The sequence below is a fragment of the Nonomuraea endophytica genome, assembly GCF_014203235.1.
Classification (GTDB): Bacteria; Actinomycetota; Actinomycetes; order Streptosporangiales; family Streptosporangiaceae; genus Nonomuraea; species Nonomuraea endophytica.
In genome coordinates this window covers 22,517-36,724 of the sequence record NZ_JACHIN010000028.1, presented here as the reverse complement: position 1 = coordinate 36,724, position 14,208 = coordinate 22,517, and the positions used below count along the sequence as shown (strand labels likewise).

The 14,208-nt window shown below is 71.2% G+C and carries 13 protein-coding genes; 8 read left to right on the top strand and 5 right to left on the bottom strand.

Going from position 1 to position 14,208, the window contains the following annotated elements:
• The first annotated feature begins 24 nt into the window (after window positions 1-24).
• Together HNR40_RS51705 and HNR40_RS51700 are read left to right on the top strand one after the other, a co-directional pair.
• Window positions 25-936 (top strand): lactonase family protein, encoded by a 912-nt coding sequence (locus HNR40_RS51705; RefSeq protein WP_184975895.1) that lies wholly within the window; start codon window positions 25-27, stop codon window positions 934-936.
• 47 nt (window positions 937-983) lie between these two features.
• A complete protein-coding gene (locus HNR40_RS51700; protein ID WP_184975891.1) occupies window positions 984-2,351 on the top strand; it encodes a N,N-dimethylformamidase beta subunit family domain-containing protein in 1,368 nt (455 codons plus the stop codon).
• Window positions 2,352-2,374: 23 nt separating this feature from the next.
• Here HNR40_RS51700 and HNR40_RS51695 read toward each other — a convergent pair whose 3' ends face one another.
• Complete coding sequence (locus HNR40_RS51695) at window positions 2,375-3,100, bottom strand: Clp protease N-terminal domain-containing protein (RefSeq protein WP_184975887.1); 726 nt, start codon at window positions 3,098-3,100, stop codon at window positions 2,375-2,377.
• A 52-nt stretch (window positions 3,101-3,152) separates the two neighbouring features.
• The gene (locus HNR40_RS51690) at window positions 3,153-4,604 is read right to left on the bottom strand and encodes an FGGY family carbohydrate kinase (RefSeq protein WP_184975885.1); all 1,452 of its coding nucleotides are present in this window, start codon (window positions 4,602-4,604) and stop codon (window positions 3,153-3,155) included.
• 111 nt (window positions 4,605-4,715) lie between these two features.
• Between HNR40_RS51690 and HNR40_RS51685 the strand changes: the two genes are divergently transcribed.
• A complete protein-coding gene (locus HNR40_RS51685) occupies window positions 4,716-5,741 on the top strand; it encodes a 6-phosphofructokinase (RefSeq protein ID WP_184975882.1) in 1,026 nt (341 codons plus the stop codon).
• A gap of 164 nt (window positions 5,742-5,905) precedes the next feature.
• On the opposite strand, the gene HNR40_RS51680 is transcribed toward HNR40_RS51685, so the two are convergent.
• Entirely contained in the window at window positions 5,906-6,724 is an 819-nt protein-coding gene (locus HNR40_RS51680) for an MHYT domain-containing protein (RefSeq protein ID WP_184975880.1), read from the bottom strand.
• A gap of 64 nt (window positions 6,725-6,788) precedes the next feature.
• Complete coding sequence (locus HNR40_RS51675; protein ID WP_184975877.1) at window positions 6,789-7,637, bottom strand: MHYT domain-containing protein; 849 nt, start codon at window positions 7,635-7,637, stop codon at window positions 6,789-6,791.
• A 115-nt stretch (window positions 7,638-7,752) separates the two neighbouring features.
• On the opposite strand from HNR40_RS51675, the gene macS reads away from it, so the two are divergent.
• The 3 genes from macS to thiI all read left to right on the top strand — a co-directional run bounded on the left by macS (window position 7,753) and on the right by thiI (window position 10,829).
• Entirely contained in the window at window positions 7,753-8,850 is a 1,098-nt protein-coding gene (macS, locus tag HNR40_RS51670) for a MacS family sensor histidine kinase (protein WP_184975875.1), read from the top strand.
• Window positions 8,851-8,925: 75 nt separating this feature from the next.
• The gene (locus HNR40_RS51665; protein ID WP_184975872.1) at window positions 8,926-9,570 is read left to right on the top strand and encodes a response regulator; all 645 of its coding nucleotides are present in this window, start codon (window positions 8,926-8,928) and stop codon (window positions 9,568-9,570) included.
• Window positions 9,571-9,611: 41 nt separating this feature from the next.
• Window positions 9,612-10,829: a tRNA uracil 4-sulfurtransferase ThiI gene (thiI, locus tag HNR40_RS51660; protein ID WP_184975870.1), complete on the top strand. Its 1,218-nt coding sequence runs from the start codon at window positions 9,612-9,614 to the stop codon at window positions 10,827-10,829.
• Window positions 10,830-11,160: 331 nt separating this feature from the next.
• Here thiI and aroF read toward each other — a convergent pair whose 3' ends face one another.
• Entirely contained in the window at window positions 11,161-12,195 is a 1,035-nt protein-coding gene (gene aroF, locus HNR40_RS51655) for a 3-deoxy-7-phosphoheptulonate synthase (RefSeq protein WP_184975867.1), read from the bottom strand.
• Between the two features lie 210 nt (window positions 12,196-12,405).
• On the opposite strand from aroF, the gene HNR40_RS51650 reads away from it, so the two are divergent.
• The gene (locus HNR40_RS51650; RefSeq protein ID WP_184975864.1) at window positions 12,406-13,008 is read left to right on the top strand and encodes a sulfite oxidase-like oxidoreductase; all 603 of its coding nucleotides are present in this window, start codon (window positions 12,406-12,408) and stop codon (window positions 13,006-13,008) included.
• A 44-nt stretch (window positions 13,009-13,052) separates the two neighbouring features.
• Complete coding sequence (locus HNR40_RS51645; RefSeq protein WP_184975861.1) at window positions 13,053-14,192, top strand: sensor histidine kinase; 1,140 nt, start codon at window positions 13,053-13,055, stop codon at window positions 14,190-14,192.
• Window positions 14,193-14,208: the final 16 nt, after the last annotated feature.

Here is a 14,208-nt window from a genome sequence, read left to right as displayed (position 1 = left end):
GTCAACCATGAAGAGGACTCTCCTGTGACGCAGCTCTACGTCGGTTCCTACGGCGACGGCATTCTCACCGCCGGTGAAGGCATCACCCCGGCCCCGTCGCCCTCGTTCCTGGCCGCGCACCCGGCGCTGCCCGTCATCTACGCCGCGGGCGAACTCGGTGACGGCGTGCTGCTGTCGTACGCGACCGGCGGCGGCCTGCGCGAGACCGGACGGCGGCCGAGCGGCGGCGACAGCCCCTGCCACGTGGCCGTGCACCCGTCGGGCACGCTGCTGGCCGCGGCCAACTACGGCGACGGCGTCGCGAGCCTGCACCACCTCGACGCCGAGGGCCGCTTCACCGGCGAGCCGATCCCGCTGCCCCACCAGGGCTCCGGCCCCCACCCCGACCGCCAGCGGGGCCCGCACGCCCACCAGTGCGTCTTCCACGACGACGTCCTCCACGTCTCCGACCTCGGCACCGACGAGATCCGCCGCTACACGCTGACCGGCGACCCGCTCGAACCGGTGCGCCTCGCGCCCGGCATGGGCCCCCGCCACTTCGTCTTCACCCCGGACGGGCGCGTCTACGTGGCGGGCGAGCTCGACGGCACCCTGCGCGCCTACGCCGCCGCCGACTGGCGCGAACTGTGGCAGGCGCCTGCCAGCGCCGCCGCGGGCGTCAACTTCCCCGCCCACGTCGACGCCGCCGACGGCCGCCTCTACATACTCAACCGCGGCCCCAACACCCTCTCCGTCTTCTCCGCCGACGGTGACAAACTCGCCGAACTCCCCTCCGGCGGCGACTGGCCGCGCCACTTCGCCATCGCCGGCGACACCCTCTGGATCGCCAACCAGAACTCCGGCACCGTCGACGCCTTCACCCTGGACGGCGGCCTGCCCGCGCCCACCGGCGAGACGATCGCGGTCAAGAGTCCCGCCTGCGTGCTGCCGGTGTAGGCAAAGCCGCCCGCGCCTCCGGGCGGCGACGGTGATCATGAGCGCTCGTGCGCACGCTCCTCTCGACCGCCGCCCGGGCCGTGGCCGCGACCCTGGCCCTGGCCCTGGCCCTGACCCTGGCCGCCGGCTGCACCGCCGCCGCCCCGGCCCCCGTCGCCCCGCCCGCCGCGCCACCGGAGGCCGCGGCGCCGTCCGGCCCGGTCCCGTGGCGGATCACCCAACAGGGCGCCGAGCACGAGATCGAGGGCTACGCCGACCGCGTCAGCGTCCTGCCGGGCGAGCGGTTCGGGCTGCGCGTATCCACGACGGCGCCGCGCTTCACCGTGCGGGCCTTCCGCATGGGCGCGCCTGTCACGCAGGTGTGGGCCTCCGGCCAGGTCTCCGGCGTACGGCAGGCCGCCTCCAGGACCGGCGCCGGCGGCATGGTCACCGCCGCCCACTGGAAGCCGTCGCTGCGCGTGGACACGACTGGCTGGCGGGAAGGCGCGTATCTGCTGCGCCTGGACGCCTCCACCGGCGGCCAGAGGTACGTGCCGATCACGGTCAGGTCGGCCGCCACCTCCGGCCGCGTGGTGATCGTCAACGCGGTCACCACCTGGCAGGCCTACAACCGCTGGGGCGGCCGCAACCTCTACGAGGGACCCGGCGGCTTCGCCGCCCGCTCGCGGGCCGTCACCTTCGACCGCCCCTACGACACCAATGGCGCCCGCCTCTTCCTCGACCTGGAGAAGGACGCCATCGAGGTGGCCGAGCGCAGCGGCGTCCGCCTCGCCTACCTGACCTCGCTTGACCTGCGCCCCGGCGTGCTGGACGGGGCGCGGGCCGTGGTCTCGCTCGGCCACGACGAGTACTGGACGACCGGCATGCGCGAGACCGTCACCCGCGCCCGCGACCGCGGCGTCAACCTGGCCTTCCTCGGGGCGAACGCCGTCTACTGGAAGATCGGGCTGAGCGGCCGGGTGGTCGAGTGCGACAAGGAGACCCGCTGCCCGCTCTGGCGCAGCGTCGCGCCGGAGAGCGCGCTGGTGGGGCAGATGTACGACTGCTTCCCGGCGGAGGCGGCGTACGTGGTGCGCAGGCCGGGTCACTGGATCTTCGCGGGCACCCGCGGGCGGCGCTTCCCCGGCATGGCGGGCGTGGAGACGGACCGGGTCTCGCGCGGCTCGCCGCGTGAGGTGGAGGTGCTGGCCGAGTCCCCGGTCGACTGCGGTGGCCGCGCGACCGTGTCCCACAGCACCTACTACGTCGCGCCCAGCGGCGCGGGGGTGTTCGCCAGCGGGACCATGCGCTGGGTCTGCGGGATGCGGGGGCGGCGCTGCGGCCACGGCGTCACCAAGGACGCCGCCGCCTTCACCCGCCGCGCCACCGCGAACATCCTGACCAGGTTCGCCAAGGGCCCCGCAGGCCGACTGTGAGCCGGCGGGTCATGGCCGGACGGCTATGACCCGCCGGTGATCTCGCCGAGCACGCGCAGGATCTCCCGCTCGGCCGCCTCCTTGGTGACGCCGAGGCCCTCCAGCACGATCACCGCGGCGACCTCGGCCGCATCGGGCAGGGACAGCGCGCCGAGCAGGATGTGCTCGGTGCCCACGTAGTTGTGGCCGAGCCGCAAGGCCTCGCGCAGGGTCAGCTCCATGATCTTCCTGCCCTGGGCGGAGAACGGGATCTGCGGGCCCGGTGCGCCGGTGCCGGGGGGCAGCGAGTTGATCATCGCCTCCCTGACCGTGTCGAGAGGGGCGCCGAGCGCGACCATGCACCTGCCGGCCAGCGCCTCGGGCTCGAGCAGCAGTCCCAGGATGATGTGCGCGGGCTCGATGTGGTCGTGGCCGGTGCTCTTGGCCGCTTCCATCGCGCCGACGACGCAGCGGCGGGCGCGGTCGGTGTAGCGGGTGTAGACGGAGAGGTCGTCGCCCAGCGAGCCCTCCTTGGTGACGAACCGCTTCTGGGCGGCCTGCTTGGTCACGCCCATGCTGCGGCCGATCTCGGTCCAGGAGGCGCCGGAGTGGCGGGCCCGGTCGACGAAGTGGCCGATGAGATGGTCGGCCACCTCGCCGAGGTGCTCACCCATGAACACCGCGTCCGACAGTTCGCCGAGGGGGTCGCCGTCGGGGTGGCGCTGCTTGATCGCGTTGATGATGTCGTCGAGACGAACGGTTCCATCCATGCGTCAACGATAGGTTGACGATACCGAAAACGTCAACCTCTGGTTGACGATTCTAGTGCTTGGTCAGCGCGACGGCGGCGCGCCAGCGGTCGTAGGCGGTGTCGTCGCGGACGCCCGGCTCGAAGCGGCGGTCCAGACGCCAGGTCGCGCGCAGCTCATCGGCCGAGCCCCAGACGCCCGAGCCGAGACCGGCCAGGAACGCGGCGCCCAGCGCGGTGGTCTCCTGGACGACCGGGCGCTCCACCGGCACGCCCAGCTGGTCGGCCTGCATCCCCATCAGCAGGTCGTTGCCGCTGGCGCCGCCGTCGGCCTTCAGCCCGGCGACCGAGCCGCCCATCACCTCCACCACGTCGCGCACCTCGAACGCGATCGCCTCCAGCGTCGCGCGCACCAGATGGGCGCGCGTGGTGCCGCGGGTGATGCCGGTGATGAGGCCGCGCGCCTCCGGGTTCCAGTGCGGGGCGCCGAGGCCGGTCAGCGCGGGCACGAAGACCACGCCGCAGCTGCCGGGGACCGTGCGGGCGACGGCCTCCGACTCGGCCGCCGTCCCGATCACGCCCAGGCCGTCGCGCAGCCACTGTACGGCCGCGCCGGTCACGAAGATGGAGCCCTCCAGCGCATAGGTCAGCTCGCCCGACGGCTTCTGCCACGCCACCGTCGTCAGCAGCCCGGCGTCCGAGCGGACGATCTCCGGGCCGGTGTTGGTCAGGATGAACGAGCCGGTGCCGTAGGTGCACTTCACCTCGCCGGGCGCGAAGCAGGTCTGGCCGAACAGCGCCGCCTGCTGGTCCCCGGCCATGCCGCTGATCGGCAGATCGAGGCCCAGGAAGGCGTCCGGGTCCGTGCGGCCGATCGGGCCGTAGTTCGGGACGATCTCCGGCAGCGCGGACTCCGGGACGCCGAACAGCTCGCACAGCTCCGGCTCCCAGGTACCGGAGGCCAGGCCGTACAGGAGAGTGCGGGAGGCGTTGGACGGGTCGGTGACGTGGCGCGCGCCCGAGGTCAGGCGGGCGACGAGGTAGCTGTCCACGGTGCCGAGCGCGGTGCGGCCCGAGGTGACGCCCGCCCACGCGGCGGGGTCGTGCTCGGCGAGCCAGGTGAGCTTGGTGGCGGTGAAGTACGGGTCGAGGCGCAGGCCGGTCAGCTCCGACACGCGCGGCTCGTGCCCGGCGGCGCGCAGGCGCTCGCAGACCCCGGCGGTGCGGCGGTCCTGCCAGACCACGGCCCTGCGCGGCGCGGCCAGCGTGCGCCGGTCCCACAGGACGGCGGTCTCGCGCTGGTTGGTGATCCCGACGCACGACGGCGGCGACCCCGCGCCGCGCAGGGCCGTCGCGCACGCGGCGAGCGTGGCCTGCCAGATGTCCTCCGGGTTGTGCTCGACCCAGCCCGGTTCCGGGAAGTGCTGCGGAAACTCCTCATATCCCCGGGACTCGATCCGGCCGTCCTCGGTCACGATCAGGGCGGTGACTCCAGTCGTTCCCGCGTCAATGGCCAAAACAGTCACGGAACCGCCTTCCTGTTACTAATCTGGGCCGTGAATTTGGTCTAGACCACTGCCCGAGGCCACGGGCACAATGCGATTCTGGGTCGTGAACCCCATTGGGAGGAACCCGCCATGCGTATTGGAGTGCTCACCGGCGGCGGCGACTGCCCCGGTCTCAACGCTGTGATCAGGGCCGTCGTCCGCAAGGGCGTGAGTGTTTACGGTCATGAGTTCGTCGGATTCCGTGACGGCTGGCGTGGCCCCCTGGAGGGGGACACGATGCCGCTGGACATCCAGGCCGTACGCGGCATCCTGCCGCGCGGCGGCACCATACTTGGCTCGTCCAGGACCAACCCCATCAAGATCGACGGCGGCGTCGACCGCATCAAGGAGAACCTCGCGGCGGGCGGCGTCGACGCGCTGATCGCCATCGGCGGCGAGGACACGCTCGGCGTGGCCAAGCAGCTCTGGGATCGCGAGGTCAAGGTCGTCGGCGTGCCCAAGACGATCGACAACGATCTGTCCGGCACCGACTACACCTTCGGATTCGACACCGCGGTCAACATCGCCACTGAAGCCATCGACCGCCTCCACACCACCGCCGAATCCCACCACCGGGCGCTGATCTGCGAGGTCATGGGCCGGCACGCCGGCTGGATCGCGCTGCACGCCGGCATGGCCGGCGGCGCCAACGTCATCCTCATCCCGGAGAAGCCCTTCGACATCGACCGGGTCTGCGAGTACGTGGAGTCGCGCTTCCGCACCCGCTACTCGCCGATCATCGTCGTCGCCGAGGGCGCCCACCCGATCGAGGGCCAGATGACCCTGCAGACCGGCGAGCTCGACTCCTTCGGCCACGTACGGCTCGGCGGCATCGGCGAGATGCTGGCCAAGGAGATCGAGAAGCGCACCGGCAAGGAGGCCCGCACCACCGTGCTCGGCCACATCCAGCGTGGCGGCACCCCGACCGCGTTCGACCGGGTCCTGGCCACCAGGTTCGGCCTGCAGGCGATCGACGCCGCCCACGACGGCGCGTTCGGCACGATGGTCGCGCTGCGAGGCACCGACATCGTCAGGGTCGGTCTCGACGAGGCGACGGCCGAGCTCAAGACCGTTCCGGACGAGCGCTACGCCGAGGCGGAGGTCTTCTTCGGCTGAGCGTGCAAGCGGACCGTGATCATCCGTAAGCGGCTTGCAAGCGGCAGGCCGTACCTTTCAACGCAGCGGGGTTAGACGAACCGCTGCAACCCCTCTCAGGGTACGGCTCGCGCCGCGGAAGCATCGGCGGCCCACCGGGGCGCGAGCCGTACCCAGGACATAGCTCAACCACGAGGCGTGCCGAAGAGATTCACCTCCGGCGCGCCTTCGTCGTCTCTGGCGGCCTTTCTGGCCTGGAAGGCGATCTCGCCGCGCAGTTCCTTCTCCGAGGGGGAGAGGATCACCAGCAGGAGCAGTCCGACGGTGACCACGCACAGGCCCACGATGAGCGGCAGCAGGAAGTCCAGGGCGCGTGAGCCGGGGATGGGCCCGCTGGGCGGCACCAGCTCCACGGACATCGCGAACATCCCGGTGTAGTGCATCCCGGACACCGCCGCGCCCATCATGAGCGCCGCGCCCCCGATGCGCCAGGCGCCCGTCACCCGCAGCGTGAACCAGAGCGCCACCGTGGCCGTGGCGATCGCGATGAGGATCGACAGGACGACGACCAGCGGGTCGTAGTGCAGGTGCCCGGACATGTTCATGGCGGCCATGCCGAGGTAGTGCATGCCGGCCACGCCGAGCCCGGTCAGGGCGCCCCCGCCCAGCAGGTACGGCGGGCGGGCCCCGCCCCGGCCGACCAGGAAGAGCCCGGCGCCCACGACCGCCACCGCGAGCGCCGCGGAGAAGACCGTGAGCGGGACGTCGTAGCGGATGGGCGTGCCGGTGACGGCGAAACCCATCATGGCGATGAAGTGCATCGTCCAGATGCCCGTGCCGCCGATCGCGAGCGCCGCGCCGGCCAGCCAGAACCGGCCCTCGCGCCCGCCGACGAGGCGGGCGCGTGAGGTCAGCAGGAGGCCGAGCATGGAGCCGGCGCTTGACATGAGGTAGGCGAGAGCGGGTGTCAGGAACCCGAAGGAGAAGTGATCGACAGCTGACATGGGCATTCGTCCCTTGAACGTGAAAAGCAAAGGGAGTATGAGGCCCAGGTCGCTGCCTGTGCAACTAACGGCGGCGCGACCTCCCCGCGGGTTGCGGCCTGGGAACCGGTGCGGGGTACGTGAGCTGCTGCGATGTCCGCCTGCGCAGCTCCAGCCTGGCGAGAAGCTCGGCGTCCTCGTGGAGCTCCTCCTCCGAGGGCGACAGGATGACCATGAGCAGCATGGTCAGGGTGATGAGGCTGATCACCGTCATGAGAGGCACCAGGAAGTCGAGCGCGTCGGCGCCCGGCACCGGTGCCGCCCCGTGGTGCGGGGTGACGCTCATCGCGAACATCCCCGTGTAGTGCATGCCGGCCACCGCGACGCCCATGACCAGCGCGGCGCCGGCGATCCAGATGGGCCGCCTGACCCGCAGCGTGAACCAGAGCGCCACCGTCGAGGCCACGACGGCGATCGCCACCGACAGGGCCACGGTCAGGCGGTCGTAGGAGACGTGGGCGGACATGTTCATGGCGTACATGCCGAGGTAGTGCATGCTCGCCACGCCGAGGCCGGTGAGCAGGCCGCCGCCGAGCAGCGCCAGCACCCGGCCGCCGCCGTAGGAGACGAGGAACAGGCCGGTGCCCACGACCACGATCGCGACCACGGCCGAGGCCACGGTCAGCGGCACGTCGTAGCGGATCGGGGTGCCCTCGATGTCGAAGCCCATCATGGCGATGAAGTGCATGACCCAGATGCCGGTGCCGCCGATCGATACGGCCGCGCCGAGCAACCAGCGCACCCGCGAACCCCCGCGCGAGGCGTGGGCCTGAGCGGTCAGCCGCAGTCCGAGCATTGACCCGATGCACGACATCACGTAGGCGAGGGCCGGGGTGAGCGGGCCGTGGGTGAAATGATTAACAGCGGTAGACATGTATCGATATTTCCTTGCATTAGGGATCACCGGATTGTGGCAGTGGTGTGGCCCGATTCGCATGGATACTTCGACTATCTGTCAACTGCCCCTGTCGGAAACGTGAGAAAGATTCATGGGTATCGAGGGACCGTTCTGGCGCGCGATCGCCGTCTTCAGGATCGCGTCGCTGGTCTACGCCGGTGTGCTGCTGGTCCAGCACGACGGGTACGCCCGGCCGGTCATGGGGTGGTTCGTCCTCAGCCTCATGGCGCTGTGGACCGCGGCGTCGATCTTCGCCTACTCCGTGGAAGCGCTGCGCGGCTGGCCGCTGCTGGTCATCGACATGCTGGTGACGCTGGCCTGCCTGCTGGCCTCGCCGTACGTGGAAGGGCCCTACCAATACGCCGAAGGCGTCATGCCGCTGCCCGCCACCTGGATCGCCGGACCCGTGCTCGCCTGGGCCGTCTACGGAGGACGCCGCCTGGGCGCACTGGGCGCGGCCATCGTCGCCGCGGCCGACGTGTGGCTGCGCGTGCGCACCCCCGAGGCGCCCGTCCTCATCAACGGCGCCGTCCTGCTGTTCCTGTCCGGCGTCGTGGTCGGTCACGTGGCGCGCCTGGCCAAGCAGGCCGAGGAACGCATGCAGCGGGCCGCCGAGATGGAGGCCGCCCAGCGCGAGCGTGACCGCCTCTCCCGCGGCATCCACGACTCCGTGCTCCAGGTCCTCGCACTGGTGCAGCGGCGCGGCCAGGAGCTCGGCGGCGAGGCGGCCGAACTCGGACGCCTGGCAGGCGAGCAGGAAGCCGCCCTGCGCGACCTGATCTCCCTGCGCCCCGCCCCCTCCGGCGACCTCCGCTCCCTCCTCACCAGGTACGGCTCCGCCACCGTCACCGTCTCCACCCCAGCCACCCCCATAGTCCTGCCCCCGGCCATAGCGGCCGAGGTCGCGGCAGCGGTCGGCGCGGCACTGGACAACGTCCGCACCCACGTGGGGCCGGACGCCCGCGCCTGGATCTTCGCCGAGCAGGAAGAGGACTGCGTCATCGTCAGCGTCAGGGACGAAGGCGACGGCATCCCCCCGGGCCGCCTGGAACAGGCCGAACGCGACGGCCGGATGGGCGTGGCCCAGTCGATCAAAGGCCGCATCGCCGACGCCGGCGGCACCGTCACCATCATCACCGCCCCAGGCGACGGCACCGAGATCGAGATCCGCATCCCCGTCCGGCCCTAGAGCGCGGCTGGGTGTTTCGGGCGGGGTGGTGGTGACCGCTCCTGAGGTCCTCGCCCGCTGCCGTACGCTGCGGGCATGGTGCGGGTGATGGTGGTGGACGACCACCCGATGTGGCGTGACGGGGTGGCCAGGGATCTGGCGGAGGCCGGGTACGAGGTCGTGGCGGCCGTGGGGGAGGGGCGGCAGGCGATCCGGGTGGCCGGGGCGGTGCGGCCCGAGGTCGTGGTTCTCGATCTGCAGTTGCCGGATCTGTCCGGGGCCGAGGTGGCGCAGGGGCTGAGCGGGCTGGAGAGTCCGCCTCGGGTATTGGTGCTGTCGGCCAGCGCGGAGCAGGACGACGTGCTGGCTGCGGTCAAGGCCGGGGCCTCGGGGTATCTGGTGAAGTCGGCCTCGCGGGAGGAGTTTCTTGACGCGGTCCGGCGGACGGCCGAGGGCGACGCGGTGTTCACGCCCGGGCTGGCCGGGCTGGTGCTCGGGGAGTACCGCAGGCTTGCGGCCCAGCCCGCGCAGGAAGAAGACGGGCCGAGGCTGACCGAGCGGGAGACCGAGGTGCTCAGGCTCGTGGCCAAAGGGCTGTCGTACCGGCAGATCGCCGACCGGCTGGTGCTCTCCCACCGGACCGTGCAGAACCATGTTCAGAACACGCTCAACAAGCTCCAGCTGCACAACCGGGTGGAGCTTGTCCGATATGCGATCGAGCGTGGTCTGGACGAGGACTAAACTCGGTAGGTCGAAAGCACTGGAAATATCGGAGGACCCCCATGACGATCACCGCCCTGGGTGAGCCGTGTGTACTGCTCAAGCTGGGCGAGATCGTCCTCAAGGGCAAGAACCGCGAGTTGTTCGAACGCCGCCTGATCGGCAACATCCGCAACGCCCTGCGTGAGCTCGACATCAAGGTCGACGTGCGCAAGCGGCACGGCGTGATCGCCATCTTCCTGCCCACCGGCACCACCGTCGAGCAGGCCGACGCCGTGGCCGCCCGGGTCGCCGACGTGCCGGGGCTGGTGTGGATCCACCGCGCCTGGCGCGTCGCCAAGGACCCGGACACCGTCGTCAAGGCCGGCCTCGAACTGGTCCGCGACACCGAGCAGGCCGCCCGCAAGGCCACCTTCGCCGTCCGCTCCCGCCGCCGCGACAAGCGCTTCCCGCTGCGCTCCAACGAACTCGACCGGATGGTCGGCGGCGCCATCAACGACGAGTACGGCCTGCCCGTCGACCTCAAGAACCCCGCGCTCACCCTCCACATCGAGGTCGACCGCGACGAGGTGTTCGTGTTCACCGACGGCCTGCCCGGCCAGGGCGGCCTGCCCGTCGGCTCCAGCGGCAGGGCGCTCGTGCTCATGTCCGGCGGCATCGACTCGCCCGTCGCCGCCTACCGCATGATGCGCCGCGGCCTGCACGTGGACTTCCTGCACTTCTCCGGCATCCCGTTCACGACGAGCGAGTCGATCTACAAGGCGTACGCGCTGGTGCGCAAGCTCGACCGCTTCCAGGGCGGGTCGAGACTCTGGGTGGTGCCGTTCGGCAAGGCGCAGCAGTCCATCCGCAACTCCGGCCAGGACCGGCTGGCCGTCATCGCTCAGCGCCGGCTCATGCTGAAGACCGCCGAGGAGGTGGCCCACCGCATCCGCGCCGCCGCCCTGATCACCGGCGACGCGCTCGGCCAGGTCTCCTCCCAGACCCTCGCCAACATCACCGCCCAGGACCACGCGGTCGAGCTGCCGATCCTGCGGCCGCTGGTCGGCTGGGACAAGACCGAGATCATGGCGGAGGCCCGCCGGATCGGCACGCTGGCCATCTCCGAACTGCCGGACGAGGACTGCTGCTCCCTGCTGGCGCCGAAGCGGGCCGAGACCCGGGCCAAGATCGAGGACCTGAAGCAGATCGAGAAGCGCCTCGACGCCGAAGAACTGGCCGTCCAGCTGGCCGACTCCATCCAGCAGTACACCCTGGAAGGCGTCACCCCGGCCCCCTGAACCCCAACGCCCTGAACCCCCACGCACCCCGACGCCATGGACCCAACCTCCTTAACCCCACAGGACCTCCGCGGGGTTCGGTCGCGGGCGTCAACACCCGAGGACCGGTCGGGTGGCCGGGTTCCTCGGCCGGTCGCCGGGGGTGTTGCTTGCCCCGTCGGGTGGGTCACGAAGGGTCGTTACGGCGGTGCGTTCGTCCGGCGTGAGAAGCGATCCCACCGACCCGCCGGCGCGCGTCGGCGGGTGGCGGTGGGGGCGGCTGTGCCGTAAAGGATCAGCGTCCCTAAGGGGCAGCGTCCCTAAGGGGCAGCGTCCTTAAGGGTCAGCGTCCTTAAGGCGCGACAGCAGCGACGGCGGGGGCGCGGCCCAGCAGCGGCGGGAAGGTGTGGAGCACGTCGGCGAGCACGTCGAGGTCGGAGTCGACCAGCGCCTGGGGGCCGTCGCAGAGGGCGGTCTCGGGCGCCGGGTGGACGTCGATGATCACGCCGTCTGCGCCCACGGCGATGGCCGCGCGGGTCAGCGGGAGCACCAGGTCGCGGCGCCCGCCCGAGTGCGACGGGTCGATGATCACCGGCAGGTGCGACAGGCGCTGCGCCACCGGCACCGCCGACACGTCCAGCGTGTTGCGCGTGGCCGTCTCGAACGTGCGGATGCCGCGCTCGCACAGCACGATGTCCAGGTTGCCGCGCTGCGCGATGTACTCGGCCGCCATCAGCCACTCCTCGATCGTGGCGTTCATGCCGCGCTTCAGCATCACCGGCTTGCCCGCCGCGCCGACCGCCTGCAGCAGGGCGAAGTTCTGCGCGTTGCGGGTGCCGACCTGCAGCATGTCGGCGTACGAGGCGACCAGCTCGACGTCGTGGGCGTCCACGACCTCCGTGACGATCGGCAGCCCGGTCTCCTCGCGCACGTCGGCCAGGATGCGCAGGCCCGCCTCGCCGAGGCCCTGGAAGGCGTACGGGGAGGTGCGCGGCTTGTACGCCCCGCCCCGCAGCAACGTCGCCCCGGCCCTCTTGGCCATCAGCGCCGCGGCCAGCGTCTGCTGCGGCGTCTCCACCGCGCACGGCCCGGCGATCAGCGTCACCGTGTCCGGGCCGATCGGCACCCCGCCCACGTGCACGGTGGAGCGTTCCGGATGGTTCTCCCGGCTGACGAGCTTGTAGGGCGTGGACACGCGCATCACGTCCCGCACCCCGGCCATGCCGCGCAGGTTGCCCTGGTCGAGCTGGGCCACGTCGCCGACCAGTCCGACGATCGTGCGCCGTACGCCGCGGCTCACGAACGCCTCCACCCCGGCCGCCTGCACGACCGCGACGATCGCGGCGACGTCGTCCTGGGTGGCCTCGGGGCCCATCACGATGACCATGGTTTCTCCTCTGAACATGCGAAAGGCCCCGGATCCTTACGGACCCGGGGCCTTTCGATCGTCTGTGTGTGCTAGCGCAGCGCCACATGGCGATCGGTCCTCACGGGTCCGTCGCCATACCAAAAGATGAATGCGGTGCGCATAGGCCGCAATAGTAGCGCACTCCCACCCGGCGACGAGCCGCACGCCGGGCGATGACAGGATGGCCGAATGAACGAGGAGGAGTCGCGCCTGCCCCCAGGCCAGTACGTCCCGCGCGGCCGGCCCGTCATCCACTACGGCCGGGTGCCGCAGTTCAAGCCCGACAGCTGGGACTTCCGCGTCTTCGGCGCCACCAAGTCAGGGGAGATGCACCGCTTCAGCTGGCCGGAGTTCGAGAAGCTGCCGCGCACCGGCGTGCTCGCCGACTTCCACTGCGTCACCAAGTTCTCGATCATGGGGAACGAGTGGCGCGGCGTCAGCCCGCAGGAGATCCTCGCCGCCGCGCCGCCCGCCGACGGAGTGACGCACGTGATGATCTGGGCGGAGTACGGCTACAGCGCCAACGTCCGTTTCTCCGACTTCACCGCCCCGGAGACGCTGTTCGCCACCGAGCTCGACGACAAGCCCATCAGCCCCGACCGGGGCTTCCCGCTGCGCGTCGTGGTGCCCCATCTCTACGCCTGGAAGAGCGTGAAATGGGTGCGCAGCATCGAGTACCTGCTGGAGGACCGGCGCGGCTTCTGGGAGGAACGCGGCTATCACAACGTGGCGGATCCGTGGCGAGAGCAGCGCTACTCATACCAAGAGGAGCCGGGGGAGGGGCCTCCGTAGCGTTTCCGCCCGAACACCCCGCGTGACGGGCTACGGTTTGCCGCATGTCGATCGCCGCCTTCGTGGCGCTCGCCTCCCTCCTGGCATTCGCGCTCGGCTACCTTGTCGCGCGCCGCCGCCCCGAGCTGCCCGAAGGCGGCTGGAAGGACGAGGCGACGTTCATGACGCTGCACATCGCCGCGCTGGCCGCGCCGTCCCTGCGGGGCGGGCTCACGAAGGAGTCCGCACGCAAGGCCGTAAGGCATCTGCGCGTACTGCTCGGCACCCACGCGCTCGCGATCACCTCCACCGACGCGGCCCTCGCGTGGGACGGGCCCTGCACGGACGAGGTGCTCGACCACGCCCGCGCGGCGCTGACCTCGGGCCGGGCGGAGGTCTTCGCCGGGCAGCCGCACGGCGCGGTCGTCGTGCCGCTCACCGTCGACGACCGGGTGGTCGGCGCGCTGGCCGCCTATGACGAGGAGCTGAGCGCGGCGCTCGTGCGCACCGTCACCGAGGTCGCCCGCTGGGTGTCGGGCCAGCTGGAGCTCGCCGAGCTCGACACCTCCCGCCGCCGCGCGCTGGAGGCCGAGATGCGCGCCCTGCGCGCGCAGATCTCGCCGCACTTCGTCTACAACGCGCTCACCACCATCGCCTCCTTCGTGCGCACCGATCCCGGCCGCGCGCGCGAGCTGCTGCTCGACTTCGCCGACTTCTCCCGGTACGCGCTGCGCCGCGCCCAGGACTTCACGACCCTGGCCGACGAGCTGACCTGCGTCGACCGGTATCTGCTGCTGGAGCGCGCCCGGTTCGGCGACCAGCTGCGCTTCACCGTCCAGGTGTCGCCGGAGGTGCTGCCGGTGCCGGTGCCGTTCCTGTGCCTGCAGCCCCTCGTCGAGAACGCCATCAAGCACGGCATGCGCGCCGCCGGCGGCGCGGGCGAGGTGCGCGTCGTGGTCCGCGACGCCGGCCCCGAGGCGCACATCACCGTCGAGGACGACGGCGCCGGCATGGACCCCGAGCACGCCCGGCAGGTGCTCGACGACGGCCCGTGCCGCGAGGGCGGCGGCATCGGCCTGGCCAACGTCGACGTGCGGCTGCGCCAGATCTACGGCGAGGACTACGGGCTCGCCGTAGAGACCGCGCTGGGCGCCGGCACCCGCGTACGGCTGCGCGTTCCCAAGACCCGACCTAGCTCTTTGTAGTCAAATCTTTACTCAA

Coding starts and splice junctions, on each gene's coding strand:
- HNR40_RS51695 (WP_184975887.1), bottom strand. CDS start 3,100: ATGGATGGAACCGTTCGTCTCGACGACATCATCAACGCGATCAAGCAG.
- HNR40_RS51685 (WP_184975882.1), top strand. CDS start 4,716: ATGCGTATTGGAGTGCTCACCGGCGGCGGCGACTGCCCCGGTCTCAAC.
- HNR40_RS51680 (WP_184975880.1), bottom strand. CDS start 6,724: ATGTCAGCTGTCGATCACTTCTCCTTCGGGTTCCTGACACCCGCTCTC.
- HNR40_RS51675 (WP_184975877.1), bottom strand. CDS start 7,637: ATGTCTACCGCTGTTAATCATTTCACCCACGGCCCGCTCACCCCGGCC.
- macS (WP_184975875.1), top strand. CDS start 7,753: ATGGGTATCGAGGGACCGTTCTGGCGCGCGATCGCCGTCTTCAGGATC.
- HNR40_RS51665 (WP_184975872.1), top strand. CDS start 8,926: ATGGTGCGGGTGATGGTGGTGGACGACCACCCGATGTGGCGTGACGGG.
- thiI (WP_184975870.1), top strand. CDS start 9,612: ATGACGATCACCGCCCTGGGTGAGCCGTGTGTACTGCTCAAGCTGGGC.
- aroF (WP_184975867.1), bottom strand. CDS start 12,195: ATGGTCATCGTGATGGGCCCCGAGGCCACCCAGGACGACGTCGCCGCG.
- HNR40_RS51650 (WP_184975864.1), top strand. CDS start 12,406: ATGAACGAGGAGGAGTCGCGCCTGCCCCCAGGCCAGTACGTCCCGCGC.
- HNR40_RS51645 (WP_184975861.1), top strand. CDS start 13,053: ATGTCGATCGCCGCCTTCGTGGCGCTCGCCTCCCTCCTGGCATTCGCG.